We start from the raw sequence: 16,840 nt of genomic DNA on the forward strand, positions 1-16,840 counted from the left end.
CTTTTTTATTGCGCTGACTTATTGCGTCGACAACAACTTGAATGAATCGTTAAAACTGTAATGCCAAACCAGTATGCCGCTCAGTTGGTGTTTGAACTGCTTTTTCTAAAGCGTGCTTGGTACTATATATCGTTACCTGCTTCTTAGCACGAGTCACTGCTGTATAGATAAGCTCTTTGCTCAGCAATCTTGCATGACTATTATCAAAAGTAATAGCAACATGATTAAATTCAGATCCTTGTGACTTATGAATGGTCATTGCATATGCCGTGGCTATCACCTCTTCATTTAGCAAGTTGACCGCAATCCCTTGTGTTTTATTTTCAAAGAATACTTCTAATTGGCTTCTTTCATCTGATGTTTGTAAGCAGAAACCAATATCCCCATTAAATAATCCAAGCTCATAGTTATTTTGTAGAATCATAACAGGTCTACCATGGAACCATGTGTTTTGACCCAAGGGCAACTTTAACTCAGCAAGATGCCATTGAGTGAGGTAGTTATTGATATAGTGGTCGCCCCATTCACCATTGTGGCCAGCGGTTAAGATTCTAAATTGATTAAATACTTCCATTAACGAAGATGTAGTATTTTTAACTGATTCTGGCACGGATTTTTCTATTGGATTTTCTAGTAAATTTCTAATTTCATTCACGTATGATTGGTAATTATTGGAGATTCTTGAAATAATTTTTTCTCCGCTTAGGCTATTTTCTATCTTATTATTTGATATGGCCTCTGCTTGTAACGTATTAACATATTGAAAACTCAAAGCAGCGTCTTGCCTTAGTAATTGCCAAATAGCTTGAAGATTTGTCTCTGCTTTATTGATTTGCGTGGCCAGTTTACCGATACCTGACTCGGCGCTAAATCTGCGGCTCTCTGTTAGCTCTGCGTGAATAGGTTGCAGTAGAGGAATGCGACAGAGATCAGCCAATACTGCTCCTGCATCAACGGCTGCTAACTGATTAGCATCGCCTAATAATATCAGCCTAGCACCTGGCTTTACCGCGCTCACAAGGTAATTGGCCAACTCAACTCCGAGCATAGATGCCTCATCAACGATGATAATATCTTCACCGAGTGGGTTGTTGGTATCGTAGCGCGGTCTACCCGTTCGACCGATACCTAGCAGACGATGGATGGTTTTTGCCTCTTGCAACTGTAGCTCTACATTTGCGTCGTCTAAAGCCGCCTGTAGAGACTCCTGCATACGTTGGGCCGCCTTACCCGTTGGCGCTGCTAATGCTAGACTAGCACTGTCTGTGCTAAACCTAATATGTTCAGACTCATCCCCCCTACTTTCTGTCGCCTGTTGTAACGCGATAACCAATTGAGCTACAGTGTAGGTTTTACCTGTCCCTGGGCCACCAGTAATGATACTAAATGCATTATTGTTCGCCACATTGATTGCCTTCACTTGGTGCTCATGAAGGTTTTCAGGTATTGCTATCTGTAAAGGACTTACTTGCTGATTTAAGATATTGTTGATATTTTTTGCTAAATTAAACTCTGCTTGCCAAGCACGGTGTAACCAAAATGTGATTTTCGAACTTCGAGTTTGTTCACTTTTAGCTATGTCGTAAATAATCGGTTGATTATCTTTGCTTAGGCTATTTTGATTGTTGTTACAATTAGTGTTCGCATTAACATTAGCAAATAAAGCATGCTCATGGATTGAATGAACGAAAGTATTTAAGTCGCTATTTTTTAAGCGATGATATAACGTAGTTATCGCATCAAAACGTTTGATCAATGTCTCTTTTTCATGATTACTAAGTGCTAGCTGCGCCCACAGGTAATCTCGCTGACCAAACAAAGTATCTAGTAATACAAATAGCGATATCTCCGTTGTAGTATCATCGTTTGATTGCGTGTCTATTTGCGTTTTTATCTGAGTATCAATCAGCGCAAAAATTGGTGTTGCCAGTATCCCCAATAATTGCTGCTGCCATGCATATAACGTGACTATTTCCCCATTAATCTGACCTTGCATGGGAGCTCCATGATCGGCTGTATCGACAGTTAATACAGTATGGCCCTCTTCCAAATGAGCCGCTAAAATAACGAATAGAGCAGTAAATAAGTCATTGTTTTCCGACTTATTGATTTTTTTGCTCTCATCATTCGTCTTTGCATTTGTCGCGTCATACGCTACATGTGTTTGCTGACGGCGCAGCAAAATATAATCGCTGATGTTACTTGCCCAGCTCTCTTGTAAACTAATGGCTGACTTGCTCTTATTGTTATTATTACTCATCGTATATTTATCTCTTATCAATCTGATTAACTGCTATAACAATTTTTATCTACCTAGTTGCTATATAAGGTTTATTAATCCGGTAGGCCAAACAAGGCATCTAGACCTTTAATAAAGTCGATAGGAATATCCCAAGTGACCAATCCATAGCAACTATTACTGCTCAAGCTATCGTGGTTAGACTGAACCCTATCTTGCGATGTAGGCATAGTAGCTACTTGAGCATTCAGGTCATACACACCGCGTAAAAATACGTACTCTACAGCGCCTAAGTACTTATCTTCGTTACCCGTATAATCACTGATTCTCATGGCAAGGAACCGATGTAATGCTACTTGATAGATTGCTGCTTGTAGCCAGTAGCCTGCTTTGGACATTGCTTTCTTGAGCGTATCTTCATTGTAATCGCTTAGGCTATTTCCTAGAAAGTTACTTTTATAATCGACCACATAATACTTGCCAGCATGCTCATACACCAAGTCAATCTCACCGCGTAGATAACGATACAGATGCGCTTTATTTTGTGGCACTAGAGTGACATGTTTATCTGTCTCATCAGGTAAATACTGTTGAAAAAGTTGACTAATATCCTGTGCTTTAAAATTCTCTGACAACCCCATGTTGAACTCTAACTCGGCAAATCGTTTACCTTTATCAAGAGCAATCAAGGGTTGATTGGAAGCCAACAGTGGCGCATGCAGCACTTCTTCAATCCAATTGATTAACGCCTCATGCTTGGTTGTATCTATTGACTCAAGATCAAACCCATCGCTATCTCTTTGTTTTTTGCCTTGGGATCTGCGGCTCTGCTGTTCAGCACTGCTATATATCAGCGGCAATTGATAGCTACTAATTGCTTTATCAATAACCTGAGGCCACTGAGCCTTATTGGTAAAGTCTATTTGTTCAAATATCTCATGCAAAAACGTACCGGCATTGGCACCCTTTACAAAGGTGAAGCGGATATCATCTTCTAACTTGGGACTGAATTCACTGTTTTGTTCGCTAGATCCATCGTTATTAAGTAACGAAATATCAGAAACTGAAGACTCTGTCATATCAATGTCTATCGCATCATCAATACGCTCATCCACTATCGCCATTGCTTGTGTAGACTCATCTAGCTGACGCGCTAAGGCGGTAAAACTAGTCTTAGCCCAACCATAAAAATAATTGGTTTTCATAACCTCTGCGAAAGGTGCGTATTCAATAGCCTCTGTCGTAGGCTTATGAGCATTTGATTTGATAGCATTCATCTGAACATTGTCATTTATACCTGCTGAGTTAGCATCATTGCTTGCGTAATTATTGTCATAAAACTCATTAACTTTATGACCTCTAAGCATGCCTACAATACCTTTGAGCCTGTCAGGTAGCTCAAATTTTGCTTCTGGCGATCCAAACCAATAAAACACTGGCTTTAGCTCAAACCCTGTCTTGTTACTCGGATCTCGCAGCACAACATAAAGTTGCTCACTGGCTCGAGTAAATGCCACATAGCCAAGCCGTTTTATCTCATCAAAACCTTCTTGTGTTTCGATATCCGTATAGTAACCCTCGACAGTAGCAGAGCCTTGCAGTGGTGAGAATCGGCGCTGATTTCCCGTCGATTGACTGTCTATCGGCTGCTGTACTTCTATCGACTGCCGCACTAGCGCTGAAGGCGCTTGTTGCGCATTATATAGGTACAGCCCATAGTCTTCCTTATTACCAGACTTCCTACTGGCATCACCCATTCCCAATACATAGACAATAGGGAACTCAAGCCCTTTTGACTTATGAATAGTCATCAATTGCACACCAGACTCTGTCGGTAGCGGATATTGCTTAGCCCAATCACTGTTGGGTGCTGTATCTATCTGCTGTCTGAACCACGCCAGCAACTCATACTCACCCATGCCTAAGCCATACTGCGCCAAAATGTCCATTACATGACGCAAGTCCATGATATGACGATCACCTTCTGGATGAGCAGCTAGGTCCTGCCAAACGCCTTGCGGCTGCACAGGGCTTTTATCTAATAAATAATGTAGCGCCGATAATATGCCAAAGTGCTGCCAACGCTGTGCCCCTTCTTTTAGATAGGTAATAAAGTCTTGATAGCTCTTTTTAATATCAGTCGTTTCATTGGCTGGGAGGTCTTTCGAATTAGAGTTTTGTGAATGGAAGCTTGATGTACTGCTACCCTCGGTAATGCCTGACTCATGATCCGTCATCATGGCTTTGATGTTTTTGATACTCAGTCCATATAGATGACTGGTCAATACCCGATTAATCATGTCATGACGATACGGGTATAGCATGGCACTTAGCAATGCTGCCACATCTTCTGCCATAATAGTCTCAAAGATACTGACGTCACTGGTGGTCAAAGTCGGCACATTAAGTTTTACTAGCTCGTCTTCAACTCGCTTCAGATCTTTTTTGGCACGTGCCAGCACCCCAATATCACTGGGCTGAATCGGCTTACCTTTGAGTGTCTGACCACTATTAAGCAAAGTGGCTATATGGCGAGCTGTTATCTCATGTTCATCGTAATCAAACTTTTTTTCCTTGTCATAAGGCAGATGCAATAAGCTCACGGGCTGAGCAGAAAGCACCTCTGTCACCAGCACATCATCCAGACTATTTGACTCATTAAACCAAGACAGCTCATATTCTGGTTTTGCTGCTTTGATATGTTGGTAATGAATACCGGTTCCTAGTTGCGACAGCTTATTCTCAGCAGTTGTGGCATCAGCCATACCAAACCAACAGTTCAATGCGTTAATCACACCGGCATTAGAACGTCGGTTGATATCAAGCGTCCAAAGGGCGCTTTTATCAAACTGGGCTTTCATATAGTTATAGTTGGCCACATCGCCACCACGAAACCCATAAATAGCCTGCTTGGGATCACCAACCAATAGCAGAAACTCATGATTGGCTTTCTTAGTGGTTGATTGCTTGTCATTGTCCGACTGTTTACGTTTACTCTTTGGCAAATAGATACTTTCAATCATAATGGCTTGCTCGCCATTGATATCTTGCGACTCGTCAATCAATGCCACAGGATAGTGATGACGAATATAACGCGCCAGCTTATCTCCTTGACGACCAGTCAATGCTTGGTTTAAACGTACCATCTGCAAACTAAAGGTCGTCTCACCACGCTCTTCCAAAATAACTGGTAGCCTATTGCGAACAGCCAGCACAATATGACGGTTCAGGTTGGCTAATACCAACAAAATATGCTGATTTAAACTATCAAGCATGTCTAAGATAGCCATTAACTTGCTAATGGTCTCTAATTCAAAAAGCGTCTGATGCTCTTTTTCTTTATTCTTATTAAAGTTCTTAATTTTGCCATCTTCATCGGGATATATAGAATCCTGCAATGATGTCAGAATCTTATTCTCGCTCTCATTTAAATAGCTATTAAATGTCAGCTGATACTCTGATATCTTTTGATGCACCTCGACAATGGCATCAAACTGTTTAAATAAGTTAGAACGCCCATTGAAGCCTTGAGACTTTCTATAATCAGGATTTAAGTAAGGCTGAATATCGGCTAAATCTAACTGAGAAAACTCATTAATTAGTTTTTCGTATGCATCAAAGTCAAAGCCTTTCTCAATCCTTATCTCATCAATCGGCGCAGAGATAAAATTAAGCGAGCGAGTCACATATTTCTTATGATCGCCAACTGCAGTCAGCTTATCTTGCTGATCCATTAGCGCGTAAAGTTTGGGCTGCTCATAGTATAAGCGGCTCTGAAACTGACGCAGCTCATCATGGATAATACTGTCAGTCACCTGCTCAATACTGCTGTCTTCAATAATCCCCATACCCTGCTGGTGACCAGTTTCACCGCTGTACTCCGTCAGCCATTTTTGTGCCAAGCTATCAAGCGTGCCTACGAACAGCTTATCTAAGGTGGTTAATACGAGTGCAGTACGCCTGATAGCTTCGGCCATTGGGTAACTGTACACGTGATCTAGCAAATAGCCGACGAGATGCAAGTTAATAGGATCTTGCATGATGCCATCTAAACGCACGTATTTGGCCTGACTAACCAGCCAATCTTCACGGTCTTTTTTTGTTTGTTGACATTTCTCTGCCGCCGCTTGCTTATCAGCAGCAAGGCCTTGATTTAACTCGTTAATATCTATTTCAACATTTGCATCAGTACTTGAGTCATTATCTGCTTGTGCGTCTTTATTACCCTCAGGCATAACTTGCAATACATTGGGGTACAAACGCTCTTTATTGCTAGTATCAGCACTTAGGCTATTGACCCATTGTAATAGCTGATAAAAATCTACCAAACGATCGTGGATACGTTGACGCATTTCAGCAGCGGCAGCTCGAGTAAAGGTCGTGGCGATGATTTGCTCTGGCGCGCGTCTCGCTTCAATCAGTAGGCGCAGTACAATACCGGTCAACGTCCAAGTTTTGCCCGTGCCCGCTGAGGCTTCAATCAGGTGTTTACCCGTTAGATCAACCTCAACTGCCGGTATGACATCATTTTTACGCTCAGGCACAGCAGATAAAGTCAGTTCATCTGAATATTCATCAAATAAATTCGGTTGTGTAGACAAGTCAATGGTACTGGTTGGATCGCTAAGGTCTGTCATATGGGCGCATACTTTTAATTATTATTTATCAAAACAAAATAGCAAAAACTAATTAGAGGCTGTTCTAAATAACTGGCTAACTATCTAAGTTAGTTAACGCATTAAACATCGGCTCATACAGTGGTTGGGCTAATGTAGTCAACGCTGCCGATAGCGCTTTGAATGCATCTTGGTCTCGTAGTACGTACTGCCAAATAGCATGCTGCGAGCAAGTATCGTATACCGTGTCTGAGTTGTAGTTAGGTCTTAACCAGTCTGAGAAGTCGGCTCGTTTTGGCCAGTAGCGGTTGCTGTCACCTTCTTCATGCTTTAGATACTTATCAAGGTAGTTAAGTGCATATTCTGGTAATAACGTAATAGGCACTTGACCCGTTAACTTACCAAAAACAGCCCATTTTATCAGCTCAATCACAGCATCTTCATACACAATCGGGCTCAGTTTGAATGTGATGACCTTGTCATACTTTTTGACTTGTGAGCTGGGCTTATTAAAGCGCCAAATACTCACGCCATCATTTAATACTACTTGCTCGGCAGTGGTACGTCTGGCCACTTGCCAATACAAATGTGACAACCAAAACTTGAGTAAATGCCTAGGGCTGGCAGAATTGGGCAATATATTTAACCACTGCTTGGGTGATTGCTGAGCATAAGGCACGCCCGCCTGAATAATTGATATGGGTGCTAATATTGGTACTGAACCTTTGATCTTAATGATTTTTGGCAACAGCTTAAGCAGTGTTTCTATACCCTCTATATCTGTCTGGTCTTTTGAATTATTATCAGTGTTATTCAGTATATTTTTTAGCTCTATCTGAACAGGATATTCGGCGGTTGGGGTCAGTAGCTGTAATACACTGCTGATATCTGCCGTACTCTCGTTGAGAATACTGCTTTCGTCAAAGCCATTAGCCATTAACTGCTCTTTAAACTCTAAACATTGCTGTTGTAGCTTCTTTTGTTGTTTGGGTAGCGTGGTTTGGCGAGCAACACCAGCGGGCATATTTTTTTGATACATCAGAATTGGAGTGGTGGTTTCAGCCGCTGCATTACTATCATTTTTCTTATTCTCATCAGTAACCAACTGTTTAATCAAATGGTCTTTTATTTGATAGGTAGTTAAACTGTTTAGAAATAGCGGCTCTTGCTGCGACAGCGCTTCTTCACCTTGCACCACATGCACCTTTTGAGCCCGTAAGAACGCTTTGGCAGGATGGCGTACTTGGTAAGCCAACTCTCCTTCAATATCTATCTCTCCGATGTTAAATATGCTATCAGATAGCGCTTCCGTCATGCTACCGACATCGTTAGCATCAACAACCGTATCTAGCGCCAACAGTTCAACCAATGCAGACAAGGTTTGATTGTCTACTTGACCTAGCTGACCTAAGCCTTGACCAAGCACCTGAGCGATTGACTCATACTGTACTTTTGTAGGTAAGCCGACCAGTTGCATAGGCTCACTAGATACTCGCCCTTTCAATGTATCAAACACCGCTTGCCAAAGCGGCGCAGGCGGAAACTGTTTTTTCTGAGCCAGTTTGGTTTTGCGCATGGCTGTATTTAATAAAGCATCCAGCTCATCAATCATATCGACAGGACTGGTATCCTGAGTACTGATATTAATATTGGCATTAACGTTGGCATTAGCATTGTCATCAATATCAGGAGACACTTGCTCAAAAACATCAGTGCCTTCGATTTCTGTCTCAAACAGACTCTCATGGAAAGGGAGTGCAGGATGCTCAGTCACCAACCACTGCTTAATCAATTTAGGCAAATAGCGCTTGAGACTCTCGGTAGTCGGATCAATATTCTCGGGTAATGTCTCAAGCGAGTTCACCTGCCATTGCACCTCGCCTTGCAAAAACTGCAATAGCTCGCTCACTGGGTTGGCTGGCAAATGCTCATGGGTATCCGTCAAGCTTTGGCCGTTGTAGAACATCCAGCAAGCACTGCGCGCACACAGTAGCGCATCTAAAAATGCGCCGTTGTCATCATCTTCACTAACTCTGTCACCACGGCGTGCATTGGTCGCTTTCATCAAATCATAGCGGTTATCACGGTCACGCCCAGGAAACTCAGAGAGATCCATATTGAGCATCACCACTAGCTCAAACGGCACGTTTCTGAGTGCACCGAATCGTCCAAAAGTAATAACCCCCGTCGGCTCCGCACTAACCTGCTGACTTTCAAGCTCGTTTTCGATACTGTCTAGCATAAAGCTCAGCTTGAGTGGCAATTGCTCCACACCTGCTAGCTTCTGCTCCACTTCTCTGTTATCGACATCACCACTAGCGTACTGCCTATAGTGACGATTGGCTCGCAGACTTGATTTAAAGCCATTCATTGCGTTGTAGATGGCGCGCATGGTACGCGTTTGATCCACATCACCAAAGTAGCGATGGATAACTTGTGTCTCAATCTGATCGAGCCAATCTTCCGCTTTCATTTTTTGTGTATGATCATCACGTCGTGCAACCAAACCAGTATAAATTCGGCAAAGCGCTTCAACAATCAACGCATCATTTAGGCTCACTTGTGGCAACGGCAAGGTCATTTCTGGTAACGCAGTGCTTGGCCATTCATCGTCATTTAGAGCATATAAGCAGTCGCTCAACTCAGCCTCTGGCATGACCAGACCTAAAGTTAATCTGTCTAATGCCTGTGCAAAGCTAAAGCGATAGTCGTAATCATTGCTGTCCAACGTTTGCTTAAGATGCAGCTCGTCAAAGCCGCGAATAAAGCCCGCCTCTACCAATAAATCACAGCCACGGCTCATTTGCTCATGAGTCAGTCCAAAGCTTTCAAATAAAGGCGGTAACATGAGCCAGTCTAAGACTTCAGCTGCTTCAAAACGGGCACTATGGCTACCCAATAGCTTGTAAAAACCGATAATCGCTTCCCATAACTGGCGAATGTCGGCATCAACAACACCAGTCACTTTAGCAGGCAAAGTCAAACCGTCTTGACCTTTACCATTGACGAAGATAGACCCAATCAATGCATGATGACGTTCAACATCAGGTAGCAGTACAACAATGTCGGAGATATGGCGTTTCTTCTCACCTAGTTTGATAGGTTCATTTAGCCAACGGCCAATCATAATACGCAATACTTCAAGCTGACGCTGCAAACTATGACACGAATGGATGCTTAAGCTATTATCTTGGGAAGAGATTGCCCAAAAACGGTCTTTCTCAAAACGCTTATTCTCTAACGCTTCATCTTCATACCAAGCCGTTGCTGGCTTAGCTTCATTAAAGCTTGACTCTAGTTGCTTACTTACCGCTTGTGAGACTGTAGCGGCTGTCGCCTGCTGGGTAGATTGCTCATCAAGCATCAATACATCATTTTGCAAACGTTTTAATAAGCTCAGGTTACCTTGGGCATCTTGAGTACTGACAGCGTCATCAGCAGCATCTATGCTTTCATAATCGTAATGACCGAGCACATTATCTACACCATTATCAAAATTATCTTGCCATTCGACTAGCGCATCGTTGTATTGCTCATTACCTGATAAATTGGCAAGCATCGCAAACGCATCGCGCGACTGCTTGCCCAAACGCGATAGCAAGCTGTGACCATAATCACGCAAAAACACACTCTCAGGGTTGATAATCTGCTGGCGTTGTAACCATGATTTATCAACGATATCTGCCCAAAACAGCTTTGATGGATTGTAATGCAATAGCGTGATATTCATGTATTGCGACAGACTCTGTAGAAAGTCTAACTCGGTCTGTGGCAGTTGCTGAATGGTAAATATACGCAGTACTTTGGGCAACTGATCACGCTCATTCGCCTTGTTATTTTTTAAGGCTGACCAGAACGCACGCTCCAGTGCCACACGGTGTAGATGAACATCAGCAAACAAATGCGACCACAAGAATCGTTGGGCGATTTCTAACTCTACATAATGGTCGACCAACCACTCAGGCGTGCCGCGCGCATACTTATCAAAGCGCAGGGATAAGGCGTCTTTATCTGCTATCAACTCACTTACGTTCAACGGCTTGTTTTGCGACCATAATGCCAACCAATCCTCACGATGAGTCAAATAGCGGTTAAACACCCTAGCCAAATCGCTTGCCAGCTGCCAAATACGGGCATCTTGTTGCGCCTTATCCTGTTGTAAGCTGTCTTGTTGAGCAATTGCCTGTGGGTCATCAATCAAAGACGCTAACAATGGATGAACTGGATGCTTTTCATCTGCAACGATTGTCTCTTGATAATAAGTCAAATACCCAAACAATCGCCACTGCATTACTGTCGGTGACAACACCGCCACTTCCGGCACGTTTAGAGTTGTCGCTTCAGGGTTTTGCGCCAGTAAGTATGCACTATGGCGGGTCAATACATCTTGCATCAGCGTCCATTGATACTGGCCCCAAAATTTAGTACGCACCAAGGTACTAATACCAGCACGGCTAGCAATAGTTTTATCCAACCAATCACCCAATACCATTGACGGTACAATGACAATAAAAGGCTCAAAAACAGGCTGATCCTTGGACTGGTACTGTACAAGCAATTGATCAACGAGGTTTTCGGTACGGTGCGACTGAATAATAGTGAACATAGACAATAATCTGATTGAAATAAGGGTTAGATATTAGGATTAATAAAAAAGGCTTCACTTATAAATGATGCAGCTGATAAAAATAGTGATAATAGTACTACGCATAATAAAGATAAGATGAGATGTCTGTATCCAATGTCAAAAACGCCATAAAACGTCTAGACAAAACAAAAATCGATACTCATCAATCCATGTTTGATGGTCGTTACTATGATGCATTTCTGCTAGCATGAGGGCCAGAAACAAAAACAATCATAGTAGCAAATTCTACATATCCATTGATAACGTTGACTTGCCAAATTTGCTATCAGTGTGCCATTGATGGTTATCGTTTACTAGTGTAAATGCCGATATTATAATAAGCTTGCGACATTTAGTGTCGTTTTATACTATTATTCATATTTACAATGAAATAATCTCATTGCGGTTTTTAAATTGGCCTTTACAACCTGTATCTAAATAACACTTTCTGTTGACGGGATTACTTAATATTATGCCATTGCGTCCCATTGATGCTATTTTTGTCCATCCAAAACAACGCTTATACGTCGTGTATTATCGCGGTGAGTTGTGGCAACTGCCACGTATGAAAATCGATGAGAGATCATGGAAAAACAGACGACCCTATACCGATGATAGTAGCTCACTTTATTTGAGCATCCATCAAGCTATCAGCGACCCTATCCTTGCGCAGAAATTGAGAACGCTAGATCTACCTGTAGCGGTACGTGGTAGCACGTTGCCACGTTTTGAAGCATGGTGGGAGGCACATGGGTTTAGATGGTTAAAAGACAGACTATTAACCGGTGAATCGCCGTTAGCAGCGCATCAAACTACTACACCTGCTGCCAAGGTATTAAACGACCAATCTGATCCTCTAACAGATTGCCAAACCAATGGCCATACTGATGAAAGTGGTGAGGTTAATGAAGAACAAGTATCTACCCCTTCTGCAGACACGGATATCTTTGCAGACATGTTGGCTGAATTAACCGATGAAGTACTAGAACAAAAGCTTTGAAAACTAGATACCACCCTGTATATAAACGTTGCTATGAATCAACTAATAATAAAAGAGCAGTAATATATGAAAGACTACAAACTACTGCTGGCTGGGCTAATCTTGCTACTGCTCACAATCTTTATCGCGGTCTTCATTTGGTTGTGGACCAGTAATCAAAAAAACACAGACCCATTGCCAATCATGGCAAGTGAAAGTGAAGCAGACCCTATTACGAAAGGGGATGAATCAAGAGAGATTGCTGACAGTGTTTTATACATTCGAGCAGAGGAGAAGTTACAGATACCTTTGGACGATATCATTGTGAGCTTTGAATCTCGTTATCCGCACGTACAAGTGTTAGCGAGCTATGTCCCCTCTCACGACCTTCTTACAGTACCAAGTAGTGGTTCTACCAAAGACAAACTCTCTGACTTTGTCTTTGATACAGATATGATTATTACCAATGACGATAGCCTATCCACAGAACGGGTATCGCTCCTACAGTCAGAGTTACAACAGGCACAAGATAGAAATGATCAAAGACAAAAAAGTACTGAGGCCAGTGATATAAGTAATGCATCTGATAAAAATAGTGATAATAGTACGCATGATAAAGATAAAAAGATACACACTCTAAACCCCTTTAACTATGCGCTAAAAGATGAACAGGCGCTTGAAGGTGTCATCCTGACAGACGATACAACTGCTATTAACTTCCGTAATTTTTTACTATCGAGCACAGGTCAAGATATACTAAAAAAATATGATTATGAGAACATTAGTGGTTATAAGAACAGTGTAAATGACTTATTTAAACCAACCTCACAGGCAAAAAATGCATCAGGTGATCATGCTGTAGATGTCACTGACGCGCTTAGCAATGGTGAGTAAAGATAAATTGTCTCTATTTGTCTTTTGTTGATTGCTTTTATGACTGCTTTTTTCTACAATGTCACTCCATAATGCGCCTATAGCTCAACAGGATAGAGCAGTTGCCTCCTAAGCGATCGATCCGAGTTCGAGTCTTGGTGGGCGCGCCATATAACATACCCATAAAACCCCGTATCGCCTCAAATATAAGGCTTTCGGGGTTTTTTAATGCCTCATACGTACCCATTCTCACCCATAAATAACCATTGCATACTGTATTAATTACAGTATTCTATACAGCAAGAGCGATTATACTGTAAAAAGGATACTGTAAAAATGGCAAAAATAGTCAAACCCTTGACCAACACTCAAGTGAGCCAGGCAAAACCTAACGGGAAAATTCAAAATTTAACCGATGGTGGTGGGCTTTACTTGCATATAAGTAAGGCCGGTACCAAGGCATGGCGAATCGACTTTACCACTCCTGTCACCAAAAAACGGGTAACAATGACGCTAGGTCAATATCCAGAAATTACATTGGCAGCTGCTAGACAAATGAGGGCTGATGTGAAATATCATCTGGCCAACGGTGATGATCCCCGTACTATAAAAAGAGACAATGAGCGCCAGCAGTTATTGGAGTCGAATAATACGTTTGCCATGATTGCTGAAGAATACATATCTAGGCAGACACACCTATCAGAGGCCACGCATAAGAACAATAGACGCTATGCTGAATATCTAAACAAATCCATTGGTGGTATGCCTATCAGTAGCATCAAGCCTATTGACGTACTGGACGCTTGTAGGCCTGTAGAGAGCAAAGGTTACTTAGAGACGGCACTGAAAATGAAGTCGCTAGCGGGCCAGGTGTTTAGATATGGGGTGCAGACGGCAAAATGTGAACGGGATGTGACGCAAGACCTAAAAGGCGCTCTAAAACAGCCTCCTACTAAACACTACGCTGCTATTACAGACCCTATTGAGTTTGGTGCTATGTTACGGTCATTAGAAGATTACAACGGCTCATTTGAGGTGAAATGCGCTCTTAAGCTTATGCCATTGTTATTTGTGCGATCAGGTGAAATGAGATATGCTATGTGGAGTGACTTCGATTTTGATAAAAGAACGTGGACATTTACACCTCGCAAGACAAAAAGAAAAACAGGCATATCTTTAATTGTGCCCCTGCCAGACCAGGCAATGGATATACTCACTGAGCTGATTAAGCATAAGAGAAGTGAGTTCGTATTCCCAGCCATTCATACAACTGTACAACCAATGTCTGAAAATACATTGAGCCAGGCACTCAAAAGACTAGGAATTGATGGTGACACCCATACTATCCACGGGTTCCGCGCCAGCGCCAGGACAATGATTGTTGAACGGTTAAAATACCAAGAAAAATACATTGAGATGCAATTAGGTCATAGAGTACCAGATCTGCATGGCCGGGCTTATAACCGTGCTCAATTTTTAGATGAGCGCCGGGAAATGCTGCAAGACTGGGCAGACTATTTAGATAAACTGAAAGCATAAGAGATGAATCAAGCCTTGCAACTTTACATAGCAAGGCTTAGTTTATTTGGGATTTATAACTCACCTTATTTAAATACAACCAGAGCAAAAGAGACTTTTCATTGTAAAACCTTCGTATTCTTTTATATCGATTATCGCCTATGTCTTTTAGTAATGCTTTCCAGTAATTCCTCGTGTGCTTTATCCATAGCTTCTTCAGACTCATAACCGTCATATATAACCATTTGAGCCTTATTCTTCTTATATTTCTCAGCTGCTCTTGCTCTGCTTATAGTTGTAGCTTTAAGCATCTCATCTGCTGAGTTTTCAAGTGCTTTGCTAGCTTCTTCTGCATATGTAGTAGCGCCTTTAAACAAAGACTCTATAGTGGATTCTACTTTGCCGATGCTTATGCCTTATGGCAACGAGGAACAAACGAAAATCCTAATGGCCTGGTTAGAGAGTATTTGCCTAAAGTCTGTGACTTTAAACAAGTATCTGATGATGAGGTACAAAACATTGAAGACAGATTAAATAACAGACCAAGAAAGCATTTGGGGTTTAGAATGCCAAACCAGGTGTTCTATTCCATTACTTAGCGTTGCACTTGGTGTGTTAATCTAAGATTGAAAACAGATGCTCAACTACTACATGTAGGAATGTCGAGTTTACATTTTAGATATAAGGGACTGTATGTTAAATAAAAATAAAGACTCCGTGCCAAGTGTGGGTCCATCAATTTTCAAATGCAAATTCTGTGGTAAGGGTGGCATGGTCTGGAAAGAAGTACAGAAAGACATATGGAGACCTTATGACATAGAACAAAATAAAGTACATTCATGTACAGTTCGCGAAGATGAAGAATATCTTGAATATCAAAGAAAGAACACTGGATCAATTACGCTTGAAAGTTTAGTAGAAAACTTAAAACTATTGGGTTTTGAATGTTTTGTACCTAGAACTTCATCATGGAAATTTGCTTTAATAAAAAGCAACAACACACAAACAGTCTATTTTTTAATAAATAGATTAGGAGTAGATTTTAAGCTTTACGATTATGTACGAGATACTAATATCGATCATAATGGTAAGCTATATACTGATGGAGGCCTCGCAGTCCGAAATTACTACTTGGGCAGTGATATAAACGTTCACCACTTAATTCTCAGAGTTGCTAATCAGCTAGCTAACGACATACCTATCGGTAATATGCTTTTAACAGGACAAGGCTGGTCAATACATCAACAAAGTGCTACTGAAAAAATTAAGTCGGAATCAGCACAAAAATACCCTGAAATAGCAGAACTATATAATACTATTTCAACAGAAGATGACAGCTATTCTTATGATATTACCAAAACTGCAGAAACATTAAGAGCCTCTAATCAAGCGTCGGTTAATGAAAGTTGGATGCAAGAAATATGGGAATGGGCAGATAGGTTTGAAATAGATGAAGGTGCTATTCCTCATGATAGTGCGGTTTTATTAGCCTTAGAGAACCTTTCTATTTTCTCTGTCGATTTTTTACCTGAGAGTATAGGAAATCGAGCCCATCCCATATTCTGTGTAACTGCTTATAATCCATTAACAGGAGAATAAGCAATGACTAACCAAACTGACATCAAAAAACTGGCCGAGCAAATGGCTGGTAGCATGAAAAGCTTTGATAACATCAAAGACTTCCAAAAGCAGCTCATGCAATCCTTTATCGATACTGCCTTGGAAGCTGAGATGGAAGACCATCTCGGCTACCCTAAACATGAGAAGGCAGACAAGCCCAATAAGCGCAACGGACACACTAAAAAGACAGTCCGTAGCGACACAGGCGATCTTGAGATATCCACCCCAAGAGACCGTCATGGTGACTTTGAACCTACACTCGTGTGCAAGCATCAAACCCGTATTAGTGGCCTTGATGACAAGATCATATCGTCACTACAGGCATAGCCTTCCGTCTTGCGCTTCGGGCAAGTGTGCCCCACACACTT

At 41.7% G+C, this 16,840-nt stretch carries 9 protein-coding genes and 1 tRNA gene; 6 read left to right on the forward strand and 4 right to left on the reverse strand.

The window, feature by feature from the left end; translation table 11 throughout:
- Positions 1 to 49 precede the first annotated feature (49 nt).
- From recD to HCZ91_RS09760, 3 genes are all read right to left on the reverse strand, one after another.
- Positions 50 to 2,260 carry an exodeoxyribonuclease V subunit alpha gene (gene recD / locus HCZ91_RS09750; protein WP_179799199.1) on the reverse strand — a complete coding sequence of 737 codons (2,211 nt, stop codon included), beginning with the start codon at positions 2,258 to 2,260 and terminating at the stop codon, positions 50 to 52.
- Positions 2,261 to 2,334: 74 nt separating this feature from the next.
- Entirely contained in the window at positions 2,335 to 6,876 is a 4,542-nt protein-coding gene (locus HCZ91_RS09755) for a UvrD-helicase domain-containing protein (protein ID WP_179799200.1), read from the reverse strand.
- A 76-nt stretch (positions 6,877 to 6,952) separates the two neighbouring features.
- Complete coding sequence (locus HCZ91_RS09760) at positions 6,953 to 11,461, reverse strand: exodeoxyribonuclease V subunit gamma (protein WP_179799201.1); 4,509 nt, start codon at positions 11,459 to 11,461, stop codon at positions 6,953 to 6,955.
- Positions 11,462 to 11,954: 493 nt separating this feature from the next.
- Here HCZ91_RS09760 and HCZ91_RS09765 point away from each other — a divergent pair, with 493 nt between their 5' ends.
- The 4 genes from HCZ91_RS09765 (at position 11,955) to HCZ91_RS09780 (ending at position 14,873) form a co-directional block, all read left to right on the forward strand.
- Positions 11,955 to 12,482: a hypothetical protein gene (locus HCZ91_RS09765; protein ID WP_179799203.1), complete on the forward strand. Its 528-nt coding sequence runs from the start codon at positions 11,955 to 11,957 to the stop codon at positions 12,480 to 12,482.
- Between the two features lie 66 nt (positions 12,483 to 12,548).
- On the forward strand, positions 12,549 to 13,355 hold the full coding sequence (locus tag HCZ91_RS09770) for a hypothetical protein (RefSeq protein ID WP_179799204.1): 807 nt from the start codon (positions 12,549 to 12,551) through the stop codon (positions 13,353 to 13,355).
- A 73-nt stretch (positions 13,356 to 13,428) separates the two neighbouring features.
- Positions 13,429 to 13,504: transfer RNA gene (locus HCZ91_RS09775), tRNA-Arg, on the forward strand.
- Positions 13,505 to 13,670: 166 nt separating this feature from the next.
- Positions 13,671 to 14,873 (forward strand): integrase arm-type DNA-binding domain-containing protein, encoded by a 1,203-nt coding sequence (locus HCZ91_RS09780; RefSeq protein ID WP_179799205.1) that lies wholly within the window; start codon positions 13,671 to 13,673, stop codon positions 14,871 to 14,873.
- Between the two features lie 131 nt (positions 14,874 to 15,004).
- Here HCZ91_RS09780 and HCZ91_RS09785 read toward each other — a convergent pair whose 3' ends face one another.
- Positions 15,005 to 15,229: a hypothetical protein gene (locus HCZ91_RS09785; protein WP_179799206.1), complete on the reverse strand. Its 225-nt coding sequence runs from the start codon at positions 15,227 to 15,229 to the stop codon at positions 15,005 to 15,007.
- A gap of 316 nt (positions 15,230 to 15,545) precedes the next feature.
- Here HCZ91_RS09785 and HCZ91_RS09790 point away from each other — a divergent pair, with 316 nt between their 5' ends.
- Positions 15,546 to 16,451 carry a hypothetical protein gene (locus HCZ91_RS09790; RefSeq protein WP_179799207.1) on the forward strand — a complete coding sequence of 302 codons (906 nt, stop codon included), beginning with the start codon at positions 15,546 to 15,548 and terminating at the stop codon, positions 16,449 to 16,451.
- Between the two features lie 3 nt (positions 16,452 to 16,454).
- On the forward strand, positions 16,455 to 16,799 hold the full coding sequence (locus tag HCZ91_RS09795) for a transposase (RefSeq protein WP_179799208.1): 345 nt from the start codon (positions 16,455 to 16,457) through the stop codon (positions 16,797 to 16,799).
- The last annotated feature ends 41 nt before the right edge of the window (positions 16,800 to 16,840 follow it).

Origin of the sequence: Psychrobacter sp. BI730 (assembly GCF_013414195.1) — a bacterium.
Taxonomy (GTDB): Bacteria; Pseudomonadota; Gammaproteobacteria; order Pseudomonadales; family Moraxellaceae; genus Psychrobacter.